This is a genomic window from Vibrio sp. 10N.239.312.C11, assembly GCF_041466065.1.
In the GTDB taxonomy this organism is placed as follows: domain Bacteria; phylum Pseudomonadota; class Gammaproteobacteria; order Enterobacterales; family Vibrionaceae; genus Vibrio; species Vibrio tasmaniensis_A.
Window position 1 is genome coordinate 1 of record NZ_JBFSRZ010000040.1, and the last position, 21,662, is coordinate 21,662.

General features: G+C 44.5%; 19 protein-coding genes. 14 read left to right on the forward strand and 5 right to left on the reverse strand.

What is annotated here, in order from left to right; translation table 11 throughout:
- Positions 1-202: 202 nt before the first annotated feature.
- Positions 203-1,618 (reverse strand): aminodeoxychorismate synthase component I, encoded by a 1,416-nt coding sequence (gene pabB / locus AB6D07_RS16170; protein ID WP_017102677.1) that lies wholly within the window; start codon positions 1,616-1,618, stop codon positions 203-205.
- 254 nt (positions 1,619-1,872) lie between these two features.
- On the opposite strand from pabB, the gene AB6D07_RS16175 reads away from it, so the two are divergent.
- The 8 genes from AB6D07_RS16175 to AB6D07_RS16210 all read left to right on the forward strand — a co-directional run bounded on the left by AB6D07_RS16175 (position 1,873) and on the right by AB6D07_RS16210 (position 9,865).
- Entirely contained in the window at positions 1,873-3,390 is a 1,518-nt protein-coding gene (locus tag AB6D07_RS16175) for a fumarate hydratase (RefSeq protein WP_029222862.1), read from the forward strand.
- Between the two features lie 164 nt (positions 3,391-3,554).
- Entirely contained in the window at positions 3,555-3,740 is a 186-nt protein-coding gene (locus AB6D07_RS16180) for a hypothetical protein (protein ID WP_004734731.1), read from the forward strand.
- 215 nt (positions 3,741-3,955) lie between these two features.
- On the forward strand, positions 3,956-5,329 hold the full coding sequence (locus AB6D07_RS16185; RefSeq protein ID WP_017096744.1) for a YcjX family protein: 1,374 nt from the start codon (positions 3,956-3,958) through the stop codon (positions 5,327-5,329).
- 13 nt (positions 5,330-5,342) lie between these two features.
- Positions 5,343-6,395, forward strand: a complete 1,053-nt coding sequence (locus tag AB6D07_RS16190) for a YcjF family protein (protein ID WP_017102679.1) — start codon at positions 5,343-5,345, stop codon at positions 6,393-6,395.
- Positions 6,396-6,582: 187 nt separating this feature from the next.
- Positions 6,583-8,127: a transcriptional regulator TyrR gene (tyrR, locus tag AB6D07_RS16195; RefSeq protein WP_017101490.1), complete on the forward strand. Its 1,545-nt coding sequence runs from the start codon at positions 6,583-6,585 to the stop codon at positions 8,125-8,127.
- Between the two features lie 73 nt (positions 8,128-8,200).
- Positions 8,201-8,788 carry a ribosomal protein S5-alanine N-acetyltransferase gene (gene rimJ / locus AB6D07_RS16200; protein ID WP_009847025.1) on the forward strand — a complete coding sequence of 196 codons (588 nt, stop codon included), beginning with the start codon at positions 8,201-8,203 and terminating at the stop codon, positions 8,786-8,788.
- 120 nt (positions 8,789-8,908) lie between these two features.
- A complete protein-coding gene (locus tag AB6D07_RS16205) occupies positions 8,909-9,382 on the forward strand; it encodes a DUF2947 domain-containing protein (RefSeq protein WP_029222863.1) in 474 nt (157 codons plus the stop codon).
- 267 nt (positions 9,383-9,649) lie between these two features.
- Positions 9,650-9,865: a hypothetical protein gene (locus AB6D07_RS16210; protein ID WP_012604204.1), complete on the forward strand. Its 216-nt coding sequence runs from the start codon at positions 9,650-9,652 to the stop codon at positions 9,863-9,865.
- A 172-nt stretch (positions 9,866-10,037) separates the two neighbouring features.
- Here the strand turns inward: AB6D07_RS16210 and AB6D07_RS16215 are convergent, their stop codons facing one another.
- The 3 genes from AB6D07_RS16215 to AB6D07_RS16225 form a co-directional block, all read right to left on the reverse strand.
- Positions 10,038-12,878, reverse strand: coding sequence for an Hsp70 family protein (locus AB6D07_RS16215; protein ID WP_029222864.1), 2,841 nt, complete (start codon positions 12,876-12,878; stop codon positions 10,038-10,040).
- A gap of 138 nt (positions 12,879-13,016) precedes the next feature.
- Positions 13,017-14,996, reverse strand: a complete 1,980-nt coding sequence (locus AB6D07_RS16220) for an Hsp70 family protein (protein WP_017102681.1) — start codon at positions 14,994-14,996, stop codon at positions 13,017-13,019.
- A complete protein-coding gene (locus AB6D07_RS16225; RefSeq protein ID WP_009847020.1) occupies positions 14,996-15,628 on the reverse strand; it encodes a DUF2760 domain-containing protein in 633 nt (210 codons plus the stop codon). Before AB6D07_RS16225 ends, AB6D07_RS16220 begins: the two co-directional genes overlap by 1 nt.
- A gap of 348 nt (positions 15,629-15,976) precedes the next feature.
- Here AB6D07_RS16225 and AB6D07_RS16230 point away from each other — a divergent pair, with 348 nt between their 5' ends.
- The 6 genes from AB6D07_RS16230 (at position 15,977) to AB6D07_RS16255 (ending at position 21,142) form a co-directional block, all read left to right on the forward strand.
- A complete protein-coding gene (locus tag AB6D07_RS16230; protein WP_017102682.1) occupies positions 15,977-17,518 on the forward strand; it encodes a sensor domain-containing diguanylate cyclase in 1,542 nt (513 codons plus the stop codon).
- Positions 17,519-17,605: 87 nt separating this feature from the next.
- Positions 17,606-18,136, forward strand: coding sequence for a 3'-5' exonuclease (locus AB6D07_RS16235; protein ID WP_009847018.1), 531 nt, complete (start codon positions 17,606-17,608; stop codon positions 18,134-18,136).
- Between the two features lie 369 nt (positions 18,137-18,505).
- The gene (locus tag AB6D07_RS16240) at positions 18,506-18,862 is read left to right on the forward strand and encodes an antibiotic biosynthesis monooxygenase (protein ID WP_017102683.1); all 357 of its coding nucleotides are present in this window, start codon (positions 18,506-18,508) and stop codon (positions 18,860-18,862) included.
- A gap of 15 nt (positions 18,863-18,877) precedes the next feature.
- On the forward strand, positions 18,878-19,573 hold the full coding sequence (locus AB6D07_RS16245) for a hypothetical protein (protein ID WP_017102684.1): 696 nt from the start codon (positions 18,878-18,880) through the stop codon (positions 19,571-19,573).
- 283 nt (positions 19,574-19,856) lie between these two features.
- Entirely contained in the window at positions 19,857-20,699 is an 843-nt protein-coding gene (locus AB6D07_RS16250; RefSeq protein ID WP_017096749.1) for a winged helix-turn-helix domain-containing protein, read from the forward strand.
- A 5-nt stretch (positions 20,700-20,704) separates the two neighbouring features.
- Complete coding sequence (locus tag AB6D07_RS16255) at positions 20,705-21,142, forward strand: hypothetical protein (protein ID WP_029222865.1); 438 nt, start codon at positions 20,705-20,707, stop codon at positions 21,140-21,142.
- A gap of 33 nt (positions 21,143-21,175) precedes the next feature.
- Here AB6D07_RS16255 and AB6D07_RS16260 read toward each other — a convergent pair whose 3' ends face one another.
- Positions 21,176-21,625 carry a TerB family tellurite resistance protein gene (locus AB6D07_RS16260; protein WP_009847013.1) on the reverse strand — a complete coding sequence of 150 codons (450 nt, stop codon included), beginning with the start codon at positions 21,623-21,625 and terminating at the stop codon, positions 21,176-21,178.
- Between the last annotated feature and the right edge of the window lie 37 nt (positions 21,626-21,662).

The window sequence follows — 21,662 nt, forward strand, 5'->3', positions numbered from 1 at the left end:
TGCCTTGGAACTTCAAACACTGACAAGTCGCCCCGTGGGTTCATGGGGCGGATACCACATTCTAAGCTAGTGTAAAAGAAGAAGCTGAGTGGGTTATAACTCACTTAGCTAATTAAAGCATATAGAATTAACGTCACCGTAATTCTATATGCTATTTCGATAACGGGATATCGTAGCTATATTGCCCGCAGCAAAGATTAAACTATTTAGTGGCTAATACCGGTAGGATACGGCTTAACTTATCCAGAGTCTCTTGATATTCAGATACGCAATCACTATCAAATACCACACCACCTCCAGCCCAAGCATAAAGCGTATTGTTTTCTGCCACTAGGGTACGAATCGTAATGCTGGTGTCCATTCTGCCATTACGGCTGATATAACCAATGCTACCGCAATACGCCGAGCGACGATGAGGCTCTAGCTCCTCAATGATCTGCATCGCGCGAACTTTTGGCGCTCCAGTAATCGACCCCCCGGGAAAGCAAGCCCTTAATAGGTCATGTGCTGAATATTGCACATCAAGCTCTGCCCTTATCGTGCTCACTAAGTGGTGCACAGCAGGGAAACTCTCTATATCGAAGAGCTTTGGTACATGAACCGATCCCGGCTTTGCGACTCGGCCAATATCATTACGAAGCAGGTCGACGATCATCAGGTTTTCTGCCTGATCTTTCTCAGCATTCAACAGGTCTTGAGCATTAGCGTCATCAATCATGGAATTTTCAGAACGAGGACGTGTCCCTTTGATTGGCTTGGTTTCAATGGTGCCACTATTGAGCTCTAAAAAACGCTCAGGTGAGACACTGAGAATGGTGCAGCCTGCTAAACGGATAAAACCAGAGAATGGAGCTGAGTTGTATTTCTCTAACTTTTCATAAGCGAGCCATTCACTGCCTTGGTATTGGGCATTGAAGCGCTGAGCAAGGTTTATCTGATAACAGTCACCCGACAACAAGTACTCTTGAACGCTATCGAATTTATTGGCATAACTTTGTTCTGTCATATTGGATTGCCATGGGGTGGTTAATCCAAACTTCTGATGAGTTCGTTCTGCTTGTTCTGCTTGTTCTGCTCTTTCTGCTTGTTGGCTTGGCGATTGTTGTTGAGTTAACCAATCCCAATGGGTATCAATGTTTTGCCCAACAAGGAACGCAGCTTTAAGCTTATGATCAACAATCACAGCCCATTCATACAATCCAACCGCCATGTCTGGTGCAGAAATATCACGCTTAGCAAGAGAGGGAAGAGCTTCTACTCGTCGCCCTAAATCGTAACTAAAATACCCTAAAGCACCACCAACGAAAGGCAGTTCAGGGTGCTCACTGATTGCGGGTAGTAATTGCTGCTGATATTGGTCGAGTAGTTCGAAAGGGTCTGACTCTGAAACCTCGCACGTCTCATTAACATTGACGGTCGTTTTTGCACCGATTGTCTCGAAGGTGGCGATGGGTTGAGCAACTAAAATGTCGTATCGACTATCGATGTGGCTTTCTGAGGCAGAGCGTAATAGCATTGCCCACGGCACGCTTTCAATATGAGAAAACAGCTGTTTAGCTAAAGTTGATTGATATTCAAGCGGCTTGATTTGGATAGAGCGAAATTCGTTGTTATTCATTTGTTTAATTTGTGACAAAGAGTTCGATCACTGCATGGCGTGTGAGAGGAAGCAAGAGTATCATAAATTGAAAATAAAATGGGTTCTTGATTAGAACGGTGCAAACTACATGGTTTAGTTTACAGCTATGCAAGCGATTGCTAAAGCAACTAAATACAGCTCAACATAATAAAAAGCTAAGCCAACTAATCCGGTTAGACAAAAACAGTCAAACCAAGACCCCACATGGAACCAGAACAATAAAGAGGCATGCAATGACGGTTATTCGTAAGCAAGATGTGATCAGCAGTGTCGCTGACGCACTTCAGTACATTTCTTATTATCACCCTTTAGACTTTGTCCAAGCCCTAGAAAAAGCGTACGAGAAAGAAGAGAGCCAAGCAGCTAAAGATGCTATTGCTCAGATTCTTATCAACTCACGCATGTCTGCGGAAGGCCATCGTCCAATTTGTCAGGATACGGGTATTGTTACTTGTTTCGTGAACATCGGTATGGATGTTAGGTGGGAAACGGATCAAACAGTACAACAGATGGTTGATGAAGGCGTTCGTCAAGCTTACAACAATCCAGATAACCCATTGCGTGCATCTGTCCTAATGGACCCTGCAGGTAAGCGTATTAATACCAAAGACAACACACCAGCGGTTGTTCACATTAATATGGTTCCAGGCAACAAAGTTGAAATTCAAATCGCGGCAAAAGGCGGCGGTTCTGAGAACAAAACCAAGATGGTAATGCTTAACCCTTCTGATGATATTGCAGAGTGGGTAGAGAAGACGCTACCAACAATGGGCGCGGGCTGGTGTCCACCGGGTATGCTAGGTATAGGTATTGGCGGTACGGCGGAGAAAGCCGCGGTACTCGCTAAAGAATCTCTGATGGAACACATCGATATCCAAGAGCTTATCGACAAAGGCCCAGAGAACGCAGAAGAAGAGCTTCGTTTAGATATCTTCAACCGTGTAAACAAACTGGGCATTGGCGCACAAGGTCTTGGCGGTCTAACGACTGTGGTTGACGTGAAAATCAAAACAGCACCAACGCACGCAGCCTCTAAGCCTGTTTGCTTGATCCCGAACTGTGCGGCAACGCGTCACGTACACTTCACTCTAGACGGCAGCGGCCCTGCAGAGCTAACACCACCTAAGTTAGAAGAGTGGCCAGATATAACTTGGGAAGCAGGCGCAAATACACGCCGTGTTAACCTTGATGAAATTACTAAAGAAGACGTTCAAGATTGGAAGACCGGCGAAACGGTTCTTCTATCAGGCAAGATCTTAACGGGTCGTGATGCAGCGCATAAGCGTATTCAAGGCATGCTTGAAAGTGGTGAAGGTTTACCAGAAGGCGTCGACCTGAAAGGTAAGTTCATTTACTACGTTGGCCCTGTTGATGCTGTGGGTGATGAAGCGGTAGGTCCTGCTGGCCCGACAACGTCTACTCGTATGGATAAGTTCACCGACATGATGCTAGAAGAAACTGGCATTATGGGCATGATTGGTAAAGCAGAACGTGGCCCTGCGACCGTTGAATCAATCAAACAACATAAGTCAGTTTACCTAATGGCTGTTGGCGGCGCCGCTTATCTTGTTGCAAAAGCAATTAAGAAAGCACGTGTGGTTGCGTTTGAAGATCTCGGTATGGAAGCGATCTACGAGTTTGAAGTTGAAGATATGCCGGTAACGGTTGCGGTTGACTCTAATGGCGTGAACGCGCACCAGATCGGCCCTGATACGTGGAAAGTGAAAATTGCTGAAGCTGAAAAAGCATAATTAACCGACGCCAAAAAATTGTAATTGTCGCTAACTTCAGCGTTTGAATTGCAAATCTTGACAGAAAGTTGAAGACAAAAGTGCAGCATTATTTGCACTTTTGTCTTATTATCAATGATATAGTGATAAACACATAGTTTGATATAAGAACATAGGAGAGAGGAATGCCTCGTTTTATTCAGATCCTACAGATTATCTTGGCAGTGGTGATTGGTGCTTTTGTTGGTTACGACCTGATCTTGAAAGGGATCAGTATCTTTGATAATAAATACGTGACGATTACTTGTGCGCTTTGGCTAATTGCAGAGATTGCACTGTTTGTTATCTACAAGTTGATTGAAGACGATTAAGAGTCGGATATCGCAGAAAAATTCTAAAGCCCCTGATTATGAATGTAGTCAGGGGCTTTTATTCATCTAGCATTAAGAATGTATATTGCATACTCATTACTGTTAGCAAAAAAAAGCAAAAGCAAAAGCATGCACACTATCCCAACAGGGAAAGAACATAGGCTAGCCTATCTATTATCATAACTGACTGGCCTAATTATCACGGAGTCGTTCAAATGAAACACCTAACTCAAGAAATGAGTGACTTTATAAGCAGAGGAACGGATTCTCACATTCGAGTAGCGGTCACGGGGCTTTCTCGTGCGGGTAAGACAGCATTCATTACTTCGCTGGTTAATCAGCTTCTTCATACGTCTACCCACAAAAATCTGCCTCTACTTGCATCGGCGAGAGATGGCAGAATTATTGGCGCAAAGCGCATCCCGCAACAAAACATGATGATCCCACGTTTCTCTTATGATGAAGCGATGGAGTCGTTGAATGCACAACCACCAGAATGGCCAGTGCCAACGCGAGATGTTAGTGAGATTCGTCTAGCAATTAAATATAAGCCAGCTAAAGGTGCGAAAAAGCTACTGAGCAAAAACAGCACCCTTTATCTCGATATTGTTGATTATCCGGGAGAGTGGCTACTTGATTTACCTTTGTTGGACATGGACTTTGATACTTGGAGTCAATCTCAATTTGCCGCGTTGAACGGCGATAGAGAAACCTATTCGCAACAGTGGAACACAATACGTGGCGACATTGACTTGCTAGCCGAAGCAGAAGAAAAGAAACTGGTCGCGATTGCCGATAGCTATACTCAGTACCTTCATACTTGTAAGGATAACGGATTGCACTGGGTACAACCGGGTCGATTCGTATTGCCGGGTGAGCTTGAAGGCGCGCCTGTGCTGCAATTTTTTCCGTGCGCTGCTCCCGAGGGTAAGTTCTCAAAAACCAGCAACTATGCGGTTTTAAAAGCGCGGTATGAAGAGTATCAACAGAAAGTCGTAAAGGCGTTCTATAAGAATCACTTTGCCACGTTCGACAGACAAATCGTGCTGGTGGATTGCTTACAGCCACTTAACGCAGGTTATGACTCTTTCATGGACATGCGTGGTGCGTTAGAACAGTTATTGAAGAGCTTTAAGTACGGGCGAAGCAATATGCTAAGACGCTTGTTTGCGCCGAAGATTGACAAGATCTTGTTTGCTGCCACTAAGGCTGACCATGTGACACCGGATCAACATCCGAACTTGGTATCGTTGTTACAGCAGATGGTACACCCTGCTTGGCAACAGGCGGCGTTTGAACACATCGACATGAGTTGCATGAGCATTGCGTCTATTCAAGCGACCAGCGCGGGTTATATCTCGTCAGGTTCAGACAATGTTCCGGCGTTGCAAGGTGTGACTCTAGATAATGTCCCTCAAACCATGTATCCGGGAGAGGTGCCGCGCAAACTGCCGAACAAACAGTATTGGGAAACCAACCAGTTTGATTTCACGAGCTTTAGGCCAATGGAACAACACTCCGATGAGCCTTGTCAGCATCTGAGAGTCGACAAGGTTTTAGAGTATCTCATTGGCGACAAGTTGAAGTAATTGAGGCAATCAAATGAGTGAATTAAAAACAAAGCAGGTCTTTAATGAACCGTTGAAGACCTCTTTTGATGAGCAAGACAAGAGCGAAGTTGGCCCGGATTTAGGCGCTCAACAACTGTTCACAGAGCAAGAGAAATTTGTCCCTGTCGCACCGCAAGTGGAAGCCGAACTTGATGGTGAAGCTGAGCAGCAATTGGAACAAGTGATTCGACCGAGCAAAAAGAAGAAGTGGTTTGGAACGGGTTTACTGGTCGCTTTCTCAGGTCTGGTGGGCTGGCAGGCGATTGACTCTGTCATTACTGCTATTCAAACCGCTGACTGGCTAGCTTTAGGCTGGGCTGGTTTTATCGCTGCCATTGCTTCATTAGGTTTAGGCGCAATAGGCAAAGAGTTGTGGAAGCTGCGTTCGCTGAAAGATCATTTCAGTGTGCAAGAGCAGAGTGAAGAGCTGTTACAAAGCCAGAGTGTTGGTAAAGGTAAAGCATTCTGTGAAAACATTGCCAAGCAGGGCGGTATTATCGCTGAATCACCCGCTTATGATAAGTGGCGAAACAGCATTAATCCGGCGCACAGCGATGCTGAAGTGTTGGATATGTACGATGCGTTGGTCGTGAGTCAGCAAGATAAGGTCGCTACTCAAATCGTCACTAAGTTCTCGACGGAATCCGCGGCCTTGGTTGCTGTGAGCCCGTTAGCGGCAGCAGATATGTTGCTGGTGGCGTGGCGTAATTTCACCATGATAGACAAGCTTGCTGATGTGTATGGCATTGAGCTTGGCTACTGGTCTCGCATTAAGTTGTTCAAGTTGGTGTTAATCAACATGGCAGCGGCAGGAGCCAGTGAACTCGCGATTGATGCGAGTATGGATCTCGTCTCGATGGATCTTGCAGGTAAAGTCTCAGCTCGAGCAGGGCAGGGGCTCGGTGTCGGTATCCTCACTGCGAGACTGGGCTTAAAAGCCATGACATTGCTGCGTCCTATGCCTTGGCATAGTGAGCGAAAAGTAAAACTATCCGACCTTCGCAAAGCCGTCCTTTCTGAAATAAAGCGCATTACCTTAAAGTAAAGCGAAGTGCTTAAAATTGAAATGTAGGAAATAAAGCGAATTACCTTCCTATAAAGTCTATATACACAAGGAAGTTGAGTGATTTGCGAGCGAAGAGTAAACATATGTTTACTCTTCTTCTTGACTGAACTTAGAGCTTAATTCACACTACTGTCAACTTATCCTGACACCTATAATAGGACTATTTGTGCGTCTTGAAGTATTGTGTGAAGACAGACTCGGCTTAACGCGTGAGTTGCTCGATATCTTGGCCTCAAAAAGCATTGATTTAAGAGGAATCGAAATTGATGTTAAAGGTATTATTTACCTAAATTGCCCGGATATTAATTTTGATGCTTTTAGTGAACTTATGGCTGAAATTCGCCGAATTTCAGGTGTGAAGGATGTACGTAAAATCCAGTTTATGCCAAGCGAAAGGCATAACACAGAACTGATTGCCCTGCTGGCAAACCTACCTGATCCTGTGATTGCGATTGACCTTAAAGGCTCAGTCGACATGGCAAACCACGCTGCATTGAACCTTTTCAACAAACAAGAAGAAGAAGTGATCGGTGAGCCACTAGCGACGTTCGTTCCTAGCTTCAACTTCGCTCGTTGGATTGAAGGCGATGTAACGCGTCACCGTGAAGTCGTGGTGCTAGATGGTCTAGATTTCTCTATTGAAATTCTGCCTATTTATCTAGGTGGTGATGTCAACGAGGCGGTACTGGCGAGTGCAGTAATGACGATTCGTTCTTGTAACCAAGAAATGAACGCGCCAGACGCCATCCCTGAACAGAATAACCTAGGTTTTGAACACTTTGTTGGTGTCTCTAATCGCCATAAAGCCTTGATCAGTCAAGCTAAGAAACTGGCTATGCTAGATCAACCTCTGCTTATTGAAGGGGATACAGGTACGGGTAAAGAGATGCTGGCGAAATCGTGTCATAACCGTTCAAATCGATCTTCTTTTCCATTTTTGATTCTAAGCTGTGCATCAATGCCTGATGACGTAGCAGAAACGGAATTGTTTGGACATGCACCGGGCTCATTCAACCATGAGCAAGGTCATAAAGGCATCTTTGAACAAGCGAATGGCGGTACGGTATTTTTAGATGAAATCGGCGAAATGAGCCCGCATCTACAAATCAAACTGCTGCGTTTCCTACAAGATGGTTCATTCCGTCGTGTTGGTGAAGAAGAAGAGATGCACGCGGATGTTCGTATTATCGCATCAACGCGCCATCGCCTTTCTGAATTAGCCGACTCGGGCTCGTTTCGTGAAGATCTGTTCTACCGCTTGAACGTACTGACTTTATCAATTCCTGCTTTGCGTGAACGTTCAAACGATGTTGCGCCATTACTGGAGCTATTCGTTGCAAAGTACGCACAGCAGTTAGGGATGTTGAAACCAAAGTTGACTCAAGAACTAGTCGACCAATTAGGTAACTACCAATGGCCAGGCAATATTCGTCAGTTAGACAACATGGTTCTACGTGCACTAACAGAGTTGGATTCAGATACGTTAACGGTTGAGCAATTCCACCTGCCACAGCTTGACACTATGACTGCTGGAATGGCGAATTTAAGCTTAGACGGCTCGCTAGACGAGATCATGAAAGACTATGAATCTCAGATTTTAGAGAAGCTTTATCAGTCATTCCCATCAAGCCGTAAGCTTGCTAAACGTTTGAATGTATCTCACACCTCAATTGCGAATAAGCTTCGTGATTACGGTATCAGAAAGAGCTGATGATATTAGACTGCTAAATTCGGTAAGAGTGAGGCGGTAACGAAAAAAGAGACAAAAGAATAAGAACAAGACTATGGAAGATTCGAGTACGCAGCAACGTATTGATAAACGTGATGGCAACCTAATTTTACGAACGGCTGAGATCTATGATGCGAGCATGATCAGTGAGTACTTTCAGGTGAACAGAGAGTACCTTAAGCCTTGGGAACCGACCCGAGAGGATGCGTTCTTTGACAGAGCGGATTGGGCTCAACGGCTGATTAAGTTAAACGAACTCCATAAATTGGGGCTAGGCTATTATTGCTTGTTGATTAATGCTGATTCAAATGAAATGTTAGGTACCATATCGTTCAGTAATTTGTCTCGTTTCCCGTTCTACGCTTGTAATGTCGGTTACTCATTGGCGCAAAGTGCACAGGGCCACGGTTACATGCGCAGAGGCTTGAGCATGGCTAAAGACTACATGTTTGACGTGCAGAACATGCACCGCTTAATGGCGGGCTACATGCCTCACAACGAACGAAGTGCGGGTGTATTAGAGCATCTTGGTTTTGTTCGAGAAGGTTTTGCCAAAGATTACCTACAGATTAACGGTAAATGGGAAGATCACGTGTTGACGGCACTGGTAAACCCAAACTGGCAAGATAAACGCTCCGTGTGAGTGTCAAACATTGAATTTAGATACAGCGGAGAACATAAATAAAATGAAGTCATCGCTGTATCGAAAGAACATATAGGCATGGTAAGCCCATAAGCCTGAGAAGATATTTGAGGAATTTTGATGTCATATACAACTTTGGAAGAATACCAAAGAAAATGGATTTTCACTCACCAGTCAATGCCACTACCCGCTGAAGATTTGGAAAAGATAAAACCAATGACACAGGCAAGGGCATCTCAGTTTTGGAAAGAGAACGTAAGCCCTCAAAGCCCTGATGCTGAGAGACTAAGTTCGCAAGACTGGCCGAGCAAGGCATCTAACTGGAACGAAGAGATCAGCTGGATGGCAAATTGGGAAGCCGATGAGCCTGAAATGCCAGAAGAGATCCTTAACTTCATTGATTGGCAAGATGACGTAACTGTTTATTTTTGTTATGAAAAATATAACATTCTCGAAACTAAGTGGTCAGTTTTTAAGAAGCACTGGAAAAACTTTTTGTTCTACGATGATGGCCCTATTTTACTAGGTCGCCGTCGTTCAGAAGCACTTTGGTTTGCTACAAATGGTACGGTTAAAATTGGTAACCGTGCTTAAGTTCGGTGTGATTTAATCGTGCGAGTGTTGGCGATCCGATCAACAGATAGACAGACAAGAAGCGAGCATTAAGCTCGCTTTTTTTATACCTGATGATCTTTGAAGATCATGGGGAATACCCACTGTCTGAGCTCAATTGAAAATGAGCGCTTCCACTTTTTAAAAGTGGGTAAATTACGAAATTGAGATCGCTATCTCATTGGTTTAGTTGAAGTTTTGTGTGTTTGAGCTATCTTAATATTACTGCCTTAGTGGAGGTGAAGTATTATGATTTGGGATACTCTCGAACGTGTAAATAAACTTCGCAAGGAAGCAATGGAAGATCCAGAGTTTTTGGATTCAGCAAAAATGCATGAGGAATGGCTTTTAAGCGAAACTCATAATCAATCGAACAAAGGAGCCAAAGAGAAAAAACCGAAAAAGTTATCTGATATTTATGAAAATACGGATTTTCCTATCAATCCAACTGGAACGAAACATTAACAATGATGAACTGCAACACGGCTGAGGCTCTTAACCAAAAAGCGATAAGTCGACTAAACATACCAGCCTTAAGCCACCAATAAAAAAGCCACTTTCAACGAACCGAAAGTGGCTTTTTCTTTTTTCGTTAGCTTCTTTACTCATTAACAGCTAAAGCTAATCGTTTTTAAAGCTAGTTATTGATTAGGCTCAAGCCGCTTGGTAATGCATCACCAAACACGCGCTTAGACTCGCTCTCAGAAAGCTCAGTAACTTCACTTACTAGCGTTAGCCAAGACTCTGGCACCTTGCTTTGCTTTAATTTTTCAAGAACCTGAGCACGGTAGTCATCAGAGATATCGAACTGTCGGTCACCCGTCTTACGACAAATCATCACAGCCGCGAAGGCAATCATCTGCTCTTTCTGCCAATTCTGGTCAAGCAGCTTTGGTAACCACTGTTCTGCTTGCTCTCTTGGAATGACACTGTGTTGGCTTCCGTATAACGGTGTGCGAGACGCTAAGCGACCCAGAGCCCACCAGTGAGCCTGTTCGAACTGATTATGGTTAATCGCTTTGCTTAAGAACCAAGTCGCTAATAGAACCTTGTCTTCCACTTCAAGTTGCTCAAGTGATGCTGCCAATCTCACCATGGCTTCATAACCATTGTCTTGTGCATCTTTAGCCGTTTTAGGGTTCTTCATTGCACCTGGGTGAAGGTATTTCGCGATATCAGCCAAGATGGTCTCTTGCTGCTCTTGATTCAGGCCACCCGCAACTCGACGCCAGAATACCCACCAATCTGTCCAACCTTGATGGTTCTGGAACTGAATGTTTTGTTGGTAGAGGCCCCAAATTTGTTCGATACGCCATGAGTCGGTTGGATCACCAAAGCCAGGTCGCATAGAGTAACCCGCTAAACGGAGCCAGTTTTTCTCGTGTGCTTCAGAGCGACGACGTCGTTTACGACCTAATGAGAACGAATCAAACAGGTGACGGAGAGTAGTAAAGTCCCACTCTTCGCGCTTACCAAGTCGTTTCTCAAGATCTTTGGCCAGCGTTTTGATCTCTTTAGATTCCGCACTTTTCTTGTTGCCGCTGTACAGGCGAGAAATCAACTCCTTACATTCGTCCAGTCTTGGATGAAGTTTAGAGTTATCGGACTCATCGCCTTGCTTGTTTCTGACTTCAAACTCGAGCAACCAACGTTTAGAGTCATCTTCTGTACTCACACACTCCATTTTCAGTGTGCCGACTTCTGTTAATTGACACGCGAGCAATACTTCGACGCGTTCTTTTTGGTTGGCTTGGAGCTCTGCAGTACCTGAACCTTCCAGTGTTGAAATATACGGTGGAAGAGGGGAGAACAAGTCAGCGTCGACATTGACCATCACACCATTTTGAATCGCGGTGTCATGAGCAATTTGATCGTGGGTTGAAGTCAGTAGATTAAATCGTACTGGCTCACCTAAAGTCAGCGAGAAACGACGGCTGTTTAAGCGTATCTCTTGGCCTTCTTCAGTACCTTTGGCAAGCAGACAAAGCGCTTTGCCCATCTTGTTCTTCTCTTGTAGATGCAAGAAGTAAGAACGAGCGGCACCGCCACCGATTTTCAGTTGTGCACCACGGCGTGCTTTACCAAAAGCTACAGCACCAAGGGCTACAGACCAGTCAGGGTGAGGGTTATCTAAGACGGTGATTGGTGCACCGTTCCAATTGCCAAGTAACTGAGTAATTCGCTCTGTTACCAGTTCACTGTTGAACACACCACCATTGAGTAGCACACCAACAGGAATTGCAGGTTTGGTATCATCAAACTCAACAGAGTCTGACTTTTCCAATGCGGCTTTAGATACTTGCTGGTGGGTCGCTAGGAATTCGGCAACGTGCTTACTTACAGCAGGATCTGCTGCGTAGGGTAGACCGAACTCTACAACCGCGCTACGTCGTTTGTCGGGTACTTCCGTAAACTCTGAAAGCGGGAAGAAACCTTCTAGTGCAATCTGATGAACTTCTTGTTTGGTTAAACCAATACTCTTCGTTCCGCCAAGCAGTTTTGAACCGCTGCCCAGCATGGTGATCTTCACATCGTCTGGCGCATTAGCAGAAAGCAGGCTCTCTTTTGCGGCGCGAGTCTGCTGAATAAGCTTGGTTAGGCTCGAAGCATTCAATTTTTTGTTTTGATTGAAGCGCTGCTCTGCAAGGTGGGCAAGAGCTAAATCGAGGTTATCACCCCCGAGCATCAAGTGTTCGCCAATGCCGATACGGTCGAGTGCGAGCTCTTGATTGCCACCGTTATCCGATTTGAAGCTCGCTTCGATCAAACTTAAATCGGTAGTACCGCCACCAACATCACACACTAGAATCAGCGGGATCTGTTGAAGTTCGTCTGTAGCGGTTTGTTGGTGACGGGCATACCAGTCATAACAAACGGCTTGCGGCTCTTCGAGCAATAGAATCTTACCTAAACCAGCAAGTGCTGCCGCTTCGAGTGTCAGCTTACGTGCTGTCTCATCGAATGAAGCAGGAACGGTGACTACAACGTCTTGGTCTTCAAGCTTATTGCTTGGGTTACGGTAGTTCCATGCTTGACGGATGTGGTTAAGGTAGCTTGCGCTTGCGACAACAGGAGACACCTTATCGACGTCAGTTGCGCCTGCCCAAGGCAGAATGTCGGAGTTACGATCAACCGCTTGGTGAGATAACCAGCTCTTTGCACTGGATACTTGGCGGCCTTCGACTTTTGCGCCCAGTTCGCGAGCCCATTCACCAACGATGACATTTTGAATATCGCCTTCAACTAAGCTCGGTTCCCAAGGCATGGTGAGATCGGAAGGGGAGATCTGACCTTGTGCGGGATGATAACGAAATGATGGAAGTAGAGGCTTGCGAACCACTTCACCGGGGCCGATGAGTTGGTCAATATCGAAAAGAGAAACGGGAGCATGTTGTAGGTCGTCGTTGATTTCACAGTAAGCGACAACAGTATTGGTTGTGCCTAAGTCAATGCCGACTAAAAAACGAGGAGATGCCATACAAAACCTTATTCTGCCAAAGTGATGACCAGTTAATGGATAATTTTGGTCTTATTATTGTCTTTGGAATGCTTTTAATACAGGGCTAGGGAATCGCATTGATAAAGTAACGGCACCCGCTAAGGTGCCGTTGATTCATTATGCTTCTACGTTTGAGTCGTTATTCGAGTCTTCACGAACGTCGAACTCAACATGCCATTTCTGACCATTGTCAGTGGCTATCGCTTCTAGGTATAACGTGCCTAATTCAGTAACACGAGACGCCAAAGTCACCGGAACCACTTCACCTTCGCGACGACCTTCAGAAACAGGCAGTGTCACTTGGATTTCAGGAAGCTCATCAAGATCTTCTGGAGCCCAGTGATCAAGGTGCGTACCTGCTTGGTCTTCACGACGTGTTGTTGAACCGAAGAATTGGAAGTGTACTGGCTGGCCAATCACTAGACCAAACTCTTGACTCGGAACTTGAACGCTTGAGCCTTCTTCCATGCCAAATGGTGCAACACACAGTGCTTCCATTGGAGGAGCCATACCTGGGATAGCTGGCATCGCGCTTTCAATTCCTACGTAATAAGAAGAAGCGATACCACCGCGGATACGAACGCCTTGGCCACGACGAACTGCGCCGTAGTATGAAGCGCCACTTGCAACCGCTAGGTCTAAGTCTAGGCCTGAAAGCTGTTTAGCGAATTCTGCGTCTGCATTAATTAGCCATTCATTGATCGTGTCTGAAAGACGATCAGCAAGTAGGTTAGATTTTAGAACACCACCATTGAACAGTACCGCTGTTGGTTTGATGAAGTCTGCTGCTGGCGCTTCTGTACCGGGCATACCGGGCATGTTTGCAAACGGGTTGAAATCTTGTTGAGCGGCTTCGCTATTTCCAGAAAGCGCATTGGCTTGCTTAGAAAGGAATGCAGCAATATGACGAGTAATACCCGCATCTTGAGCGTAAGGCAGACCCATTTGAGTCAGTGCACCACGAGTTTTCTGTACTGGGTGATCCGTTACAGCGACTTGTGGGAAGAAGCCATCAACCAATGTTTGTTGTACTTCTTGCTGAGTCAGTTCTGTTTTCAGTGTTGCGCCAAGTAGCTTAGAGCCACGGCTTGGAACAACGATCGGCACAGATTGGAGTTCTGCATCGTTTAGCAATGCTTCTTTCGCATCACGACATGCATGAGTCATCGCTTGAACCTGCCAAGGGGCGAGTTCTTTGCCTTCTTGAGCCAGCTTCATTTTCAGGCGGTAAGCGAGCGCTAAGTCCATGTTGTCGCCGCCAAGTAGGATATGTTCACCTACTGCGATACGGTTCAGACTTAGGTTGCCTTCATCTTGTGTTACTTCAACCAACGAAAGGTCAGTCGTACCACCACCGATATCGACAACAAGAACGATGTCGCCAACGTTCACTTCATCGCGCCAAGTATCGTTGCTGTTATCAATCCAGCTGTAAAGAGCTGCTTGTGGCTCTTCAAGAAGCGTTAGGTGAGTAAAACCAACATTACGCGCAGCTTCAGCAGTTAGGTCACGAGCCGCAGGATCAAACGAAGCTGGAACGGTGATCGTTACATCTTGGTCTGCCAGTTTGTGTTCTGGGTTAGCGTGGTTCCAAGCATCTTTCAGGTGCTCTAGGTACAACTCAGTTGTCTTAAGCGGAGATACTTTTTCAACTTCTTCAGGGCTACCAGCAGGAAGGAAAGCATCACGACGGTTCACACCACCGTGGCATAGCCAAGATTTTGCACTTGCGACCAAACGGATAGGGGTTTTCGAACCTAGGTTACGAGCAATCGCACCGACTAGCGCTTTAGGTTCAGAAGACCAAGGAAGGACGCGAGAGCCCGCATTCATTTCATGTTCGTGCGGCTGGTATAGGAACGAGCCAAGTTGGCTGCGAGTTTCTACGGTACCTGGAGCCGTCAATTGAGGGATTGGCATCACCTCAACGCGAGCGTCTTCATTTGTTGTGTCGATGAAAGACAAAACACAGTGTGTAGTACCTAAATCGATACCGACACTGAACTTAGGCGCTTGCTGTTGCTCTTGAGAAGATAGCTCTTGTGAATGCGTCTGTGCAGATGACTCGTGTGATGATGGCTGAGTTTGGTGTTCCATTATAGCTCCACCTCTGCCGGTGCAATCACAGATGCATCGTAGTTCTCAGCAAGCTTAGGCAGGTTCATGTCAGTTGCTTTCCAACCTTTGTGAACCAATGTGCCATTGAACGGTGCATTGCCCGTTACGTTGCCTGTTAGGCGAATTTCTTGAGGGTTGAAACCTTCAACAACCGTGATGCGCGTTTCTTCATCTTCAGTACGGATGTGAGAAAGCGTCACGTAATCGGCTAACACTTTTTTACCGCCAGTGTGAATTACGCGTGCTGCTGCGCCAACTTCTTCGTCAGAGAATGAAGTTAGGTCTTCTTTTAGGAAGTCAATTAAACGAGCTTCTTGTTGCATGATAGACAGTAGCTGCATTGCAGAATCTGTTGGTGCTGTTGCCAGCTTAGATTCAACTTCTACGATTTTTTCGATTACACGTTCAACTTCAACAACTTTCTCTACTTCGACAATTTTCTCAACTGGCTTTTCAACTTCAACGATCTTTTCTACTGGCTTTTCTACGACTTTCTCAACCACTTGGGTTTTACGAGAAACGGCAATAAGCAGTAGTAAAACGCTTGATGCAGTTAGGCCTGCGTGAAGCATATCAAACGTTTGTGGGATTAGGTTCAAATCAACGATCATAGTGATTTCTCTTTAAAATTGATTTAACGGTATATTCGTCGGTTTAAAGGAATATACAGATTGGAAAGAAACTCGGTAGCACGAGACTGAAACGGTCGCTTTCAAGCTATAAATATGGGTGGATACTAGCATATTCAAGGCTTAAGAGGTGTATTTAATGTTTTCAAACAAGTGGCTTTTTAGTGTGTTAGCTTGAAATTTAGTCGAGATTTGTCTGGTTATTGGTCATGGGGGTCAGTAAAATTTACAAAATGCCCGTTTAATGTGACATTTAGGACTAAACATGAATGGAGCATTATTTCCGTCCGTTATATACTTTTCATTCAATAGAGCCTATTTGGAACCCGCATGCCCCAAACTACTGACCCACTAATAACAGGGTTGAAGAGACAAACTCTCCCGTTGGTCGTATTTTCGGTCAGTTTTTTGATTACTGTTTTGTGCTTTGTATTAGTCATGCTTAATCAAAAGCGTGCGCTGAATATGAATTTGGATAGTTTTGCTACTCACCAGACATTGAGCTTGGAAGCCTTTATAGATAATGATGTGGCATATATTGGGTCTGGTGCTAATTTTTTCTACGCAAATGATCCTGAAAATTGGGATAAGTTTGATCGCTTTGCTAAGCAAACCATAGATGATTCAAAGAGTTTAATTGCCTTGCAGTGGATGCAAAAAGTGCCCGCAGACGAGATAGCTGAGCACACTGCGAAAATGAAAGAAAAGTACCCATTCTTTAAGCTGTATACCATTCCTAAGAACCAAGCAAAAACCTATGGCTACATTTTGGATGGTCAGCCAGCTTTCGTTGCTAGCGATATTTTCCCCAATACAGAACCAAACAACAAAGTTCTTGGCTTTTACTCTTCTAGAGAGCGATTTGATCTCGTTCTAGATAATATCAAACAGACACGTAAGGCGAATATTTCAGACAAAGTTCGCTTGATACAAGATGGGCTAGATAAAGGCACAAAAAAGAGTGGCATGTTGGTGTATCACCCTGTCTTTGAGGGAGAGAGTGACAACTTACTCGGCGTTGTAATTGGTGTGGTTCGCACCACATACTATTTTGAGAACTTGCTGGCTTCGACGGTTGGGGATATGAATGTTTATGTCCGCGTTAGTGATGTCGGTTTTGAAGCCGAAGATGCACCTGTCTTGTTCGAAACGAAAGGTTATGAGGGTGTGACTGGACAACATATCACCAAGAAAATCACACTCACTAACCGTGAATGGGTTGTCGACTTCAAGATAGACTCATGCATTTCGTTTAATGGTTACCTGGTGTTGGCCGGGATTGCCCTCGTGGGCACGACTATTTCACTGTTGCTTTCTTATATCGTTAAACTGCAAGTCCAAGAAAAAGTACGCCTGTATAAAATGATTGATGAAAGAACGGAAGAACTCCGTTTTCTTGCCAATCATGACAGCCTCACAGAGATTTATAATCGACGAGCCTTTAATAAGGTGCTCGATAAAGCGATACAAGGTGACAAGCCGTTTAGCTTGATTGGATTTGATGTCGATAAATTTAAAGGGATTAATGATCAATTTGGCCACCCGGCTGGTGATGCCTTACTGGTTCATGTAATTCAGTTGATTTCAGGCAGTTTGAAAGAGGGCGATCATGTCTTCCGTATGGGAGGAGATGAGTTTGGTATCATTTCGAGCGTCATTGAACACGACGCACTGGCTCGTTATTTAGAATGCATTTTAGATACGGTGAGCGAGTCTCACTGTGAGCATAAAGGTCAACTATTGAGTTGTACTCTAAGTATCGGTGCTACCATCCGCAGTAAAGAAGACATCGAAGAACTCCTTCAAAAAACTGATAGTATGCTTTACCTAAGTAAGTCAAATGGCCGAAATCGCGTTACAATTGCAGGCTAAATGAGCACTTGATGCAACTAGGGTCGAGTTCTGTATTGGGCTCATGTACAATTTGACAAAATTTTTGACGAGAGAATTAGGCGACGTATGAATCACAATCGAGTGGTATGTTTCGATTTGGAAATGTGCTGTTGGAGCGAAGACGGTGTGGGAACAACAGGCGAGATCATTGAAGTTGGTCTTGCTGAAATTGATCTAGCATCTGGCACTATCGTCAAGCGAGCACAATACTACGTTAAGCCAGAGAAAGACGAAGTCTCTCTGTTCTGCGCCGAGCTAACGGGCATAACACCTCGTAAAATCGAAAAGCAAGGTCGTCCATTAGAATCTGTCATCAAGTCGATGATTAAGAACTTCGGTGGACCAAAAAAAATCTATGCAGCGTGGGGACGTGACGACCTTATCTTACACAAAGAGTGTATTGAGAAAGGCATCGAACCTCCGTTCAGCGAGTTCTTGAATATCGCCACGCTTTATCGAGTTCAGAATCGATTGAAAGAAAAACGTATTGGTCACCGTGCTGCTCAAGAAGCGAAAAACATTGAGTGGGAAGGTCGTCAGCACTCTGGTTATGTTGACGCTTATAACTTGGCAAAGCTTGCGCTGACTATGTTGTAATCGTTTGTATTTCAGAGAGGCGCTTGGTTAAATACTGAAAGGTTAAACACTTAAAGTTAGCCTGAATCTTGTGAGTTATTAAAATGAAGAGCCACCTACTTATTAGGTGGTTTTTTTGTGCCTGTTATTTGAGGGTAATGACGATCCAAATTGAGGGCAAAGACTATTCACGTTAAGGGCAATGACTATCCCAAGAAACCTAATTTCAACAAGTGGTTTATCAATAGTGAATGGCTACATCGCTTATTTTACGAGTGAATAATATTGGTTTGAAATTTAGCTTTTTAATTAATATTAAATCGCAGGTCTCGACCTTGATTGGGGAGGGCTAGGTGGTAGCGTTAGCTCACCCAAAACAAGGAGAATAGGATGAAGAACATTATTAAGTATGGATTGGCACTGGGGGCGCTAAGCGTAAGTGTGTTGGTTTCGGCACAACCCGTTGTATTGATAAATACCTTTTCAGTCGAGCCGGCCCATGAGGCCGCTACATTAACGTATTGGGAAAATGCGCGAGACGTATTGATGAAGCAACCCGGATACCTATCGACCAAACTGCACCGCTCTTTAAGCTCGGACGCGACATACCGCTTTATCAATGTCGCTGAATGGGAGAGTAAGAAGCAATTCCATGATGCAATACAAGTGATGAGAAAAGAGCTACCACCTTTAAAAATCGAAGGGGTTTCTGCTGACCCTAACTTGTATGAAATTATTCGCGACTAATCAGGAAACCACATAATGAAAACAACTCTAGGAACCTTTTTAGCTATTTTTAGCTTTCTACTTTCAGCGACTCTTTTTTCAACCCATGCCCATGCTGCGGCATACGGTGTGTCAGTCGCTTGGAAAACCGACGATGCTCAAGCGGTATTTGAGGCGATGCCTCATCAGAAAAAAGCATTTGCTAACTTAATTGACGCTGGCTTGGTACACGATATGTTCGTATCGGAAAGCTTTATCGGAGACAAGAAATTTCCGATGATTAAGTTTGTGATTGAAGCGGACAGTGAACAGCACGTTCGAGAGTTGATTGGTAACCTACCATTCCAATTTAAAGAGCTTGTCGAGGTGACTGAAATCAGAGACATCGGTAATAAGTGGTTAAACACTGACGTCGCTTTCAAAAACTACGCAGTCGAACTCGCTTGGACAGAGCCTGAGAATCAATTCATTGTCGATGAGATTATCAGCCAAGATTTACAAATGGTTGTCGATTGGAGCGCTCAAGGCGTGATTACTTCTGCTTACTTAAAACATCAAGAAATAGCTCAAGAGAAGCCAAACCAAAAAGCGATGATCAGACCCATTTACTCAATGGCAATATTGGCTAAAAACGAAGAACAAGCTCGCGGAGTTGCCAGTCAGTTGAATGCAGTAAAGTTAGGCTTCGCTGAAGTTATGATTAGTGAACTTGGATTCAAACTGGAACTATAATTTCGCTAGAACAGAATTGTGACCTCGTTTTCAGATTGCGTAACGACGAGGTCTTAATATAGGACCATGACAAGTTTAGAGTTAAACTCGGCTATGTTTATAGGTGAGTGAGTTTTCGTGACTGGCTCACCTTGTTGTTATTTTATCTTGTTACTTGCTGAGCTTATATTTGGCTTAATTATTGACTAAACTTATTACTCTTCTTTTCCATGTATGGTTTGGTATTAGCTCGACCAAATAAACACCTTTTTGATGACCTTTTATTTATGAACGCCTCGCCGAAATGAACGCCAATAGCCCTGATAAGATCACCTTAGACGCTTCGGGTATCGAATTGAATAACAATACTCTCATTAATTCGAGCTCTAACAAGCAGGTCACCTTGTCTTCATCCGAAAGTTTGATCCTTGAACATTTGGTGATGAATAGCCCGAAAGCGATTGGCCGAGACTTCCTTCTTGAACATTGCTGGCCTGGGCGGGTGGTGACAGGAAGCTCGCTAAACGTAGCGATAAAGAACATTCGTACAGCGTTGAATGAACTGAACTGTGAGTGCAAAATTTTAACGGTTCAGAAGCAAGGGTACAGTTTTAGCAGACCTCAACAGCTTGGTGGTTATCTATCAACACCCATTTCTGCTATTCAAACTCAAGTAGCTCAAGTTAATGTTCCTAATGAAACCGTTGAGCTAGAGGTTTTTAATACTGACAGTGATCGCAGTGATCGCAGTGATGACAGTAAAAGCGAGTCTGTATTACCCCAACAACGGGAACTTCATAAACAGCGAAGGGTTAAGAGTTTTCTCACTCGTCACCAATCTCGTATCGTAGGGATGGTCGTCAGCGCGCTTCTTCTCGTGCTGTTTTATCAGTTCGTTTTTTTTATGGATAAAACGAGCTATCGTGGCATGGATGTTTATCACGACAGTTTGAATTTTGATCAAGAATTATTAACCGAACTCAATACCGTCTCAGAACTCGGTGTTGATTCGCTTTATCTGCATCGCATCGGAGTTGGGTGCCAGAATATCCAAGCCGTCGCATTGATAAACGGGCGCTGGAAAGAGATGAGTCACCAGTTTAAATCTTTGTCTTGCGATGACGATAATGACGATGAGCGAGGGTGAGTGATATGAATCGTAAGTTTTGGATGCCTATCTTACTCACGTTTTTTGTGATTCTAAATGTAGGCTTAATTTCTGGGCTCGCAACCAAAAGTACTTATAAATTTTCCGCAGAATACCCGATGGTAGGCTGGGAAAAAATATCACTTCGATTGGAAAATGGTCGAGTCAAAATGCAGTACATTGGTTACGATATCGATGGGAATATCGCTCAAACTAAGCAGATGTTTGGCGTGTTCTTGCGCTGGGGGAATCATTACTACTTTTATCAATTGGATCAAGATCAGGCCCAAGATAAGCAGACATTCAATATCAAGCACTTATACATTCAACAAACACAAGGCAAGCGCAGTGTGTTGGTATCAAATCAGCGCGGCCTTTATGTCACTAAGAAGGGCACGCCGTTAGAGCTCAAAGGCATCATGCATGGCGACCGTTTACGTTGATCCAGTCACTTAACGTGAGTATCGAGCCTTTGGTTAGCTTTTACCGATGACGTTCAGCTTCGTTTTGATAAAGTCACTGTGGTCAACGTAGAGCAGTTCTGCGGTTTTACGGATCACTGAATCTTCAAGTGGGTCAATCTCTCCATCCGCATGCGCGACTTCCCACATAGCTTTGATTAATTCTATGCGAACCGGCTGCGAAAGCTCTCGCAGTTGAGAAGTGAAATCGTACAGAGAAACAGATTGTTCAACTTGAGGCTCAGCTTGTGTTAATAAAGCTTTTGATTCTTCTTCGGTTATGTTCAGTAAACGCTGAAGTAAGTGCAGTTTGGCTTGTTGCTCTGATTCGTTGATCGCGTGGTCTGCACCAGCGACTTCGCATAACAAGCTGGCGATGGCTAAGTTAGGTGAGGCAGTGGGCGTTTTGCCTAAATCAGAGCCGTCAACTAATTGTTTAAATAACGAGGTAAGTGAGTTAAACATAAGAGCATTCCAGTTATGGTGAATATTATTACTATTG

Bases quoted from the DNA above. Each gene is read 5' to 3' on its own strand.
- pabB (WP_017102677.1), bottom strand. From the start codon at position 1,618: ATGAATAACAACGAATTTCGCTCTATCCAAATCAAGCCGCTTGAATAT.
- AB6D07_RS16175 (WP_029222862.1), top strand. From the start codon at position 1,873: ATGACGGTTATTCGTAAGCAAGATGTGATCAGCAGTGTCGCTGACGCA.
- AB6D07_RS16180 (WP_004734731.1), top strand. From the start codon at position 3,555: ATGCCTCGTTTTATTCAGATCCTACAGATTATCTTGGCAGTGGTGATT.
- AB6D07_RS16185 (WP_017096744.1), top strand. From the start codon at position 3,956: ATGAAACACCTAACTCAAGAAATGAGTGACTTTATAAGCAGAGGAACG.
- AB6D07_RS16190 (WP_017102679.1), top strand. From the start codon at position 5,343: ATGAGTGAATTAAAAACAAAGCAGGTCTTTAATGAACCGTTGAAGACC.
- rimJ (WP_009847025.1), top strand. From the start codon at position 8,201: ATGGAAGATTCGAGTACGCAGCAACGTATTGATAAACGTGATGGCAAC.
- AB6D07_RS16205 (WP_029222863.1), top strand. From the start codon at position 8,909: ATGTCATATACAACTTTGGAAGAATACCAAAGAAAATGGATTTTCACT.
- AB6D07_RS16210 (WP_012604204.1), top strand. From the start codon at position 9,650: ATGATTTGGGATACTCTCGAACGTGTAAATAAACTTCGCAAGGAAGCA.
- AB6D07_RS16215 (WP_029222864.1), bottom strand. From the start codon at position 12,878: ATGGCATCTCCTCGTTTTTTAGTCGGCATTGACTTAGGCACAACCAAT.
- AB6D07_RS16220 (WP_017102681.1), bottom strand. From the start codon at position 14,996: ATGGAACACCAAACTCAGCCATCATCACACGAGTCATCTGCACAGACG.
- AB6D07_RS16225 (WP_009847020.1), bottom strand. From the start codon at position 15,628: ATGATCGTTGATTTGAACCTAATCCCACAAACGTTTGATATGCTTCAC.
- AB6D07_RS16230 (WP_017102682.1), top strand. From the start codon at position 15,977: ATGCCCCAAACTACTGACCCACTAATAACAGGGTTGAAGAGACAAACT.
- AB6D07_RS16235 (WP_009847018.1), top strand. From the start codon at position 17,606: ATGAATCACAATCGAGTGGTATGTTTCGATTTGGAAATGTGCTGTTGG.
- AB6D07_RS16240 (WP_017102683.1), top strand. From the start codon at position 18,506: ATGAAGAACATTATTAAGTATGGATTGGCACTGGGGGCGCTAAGCGTA.
- AB6D07_RS16245 (WP_017102684.1), top strand. From the start codon at position 18,878: ATGAAAACAACTCTAGGAACCTTTTTAGCTATTTTTAGCTTTCTACTT.
- AB6D07_RS16250 (WP_017096749.1), top strand. From the start codon at position 19,857: ATGAACGCCAATAGCCCTGATAAGATCACCTTAGACGCTTCGGGTATC.
- AB6D07_RS16255 (WP_029222865.1), top strand. From the start codon at position 20,705: ATGAATCGTAAGTTTTGGATGCCTATCTTACTCACGTTTTTTGTGATT.
- AB6D07_RS16260 (WP_009847013.1), bottom strand. From the start codon at position 21,625: ATGTTTAACTCACTTACCTCGTTATTTAAACAATTAGTTGACGGCTCT.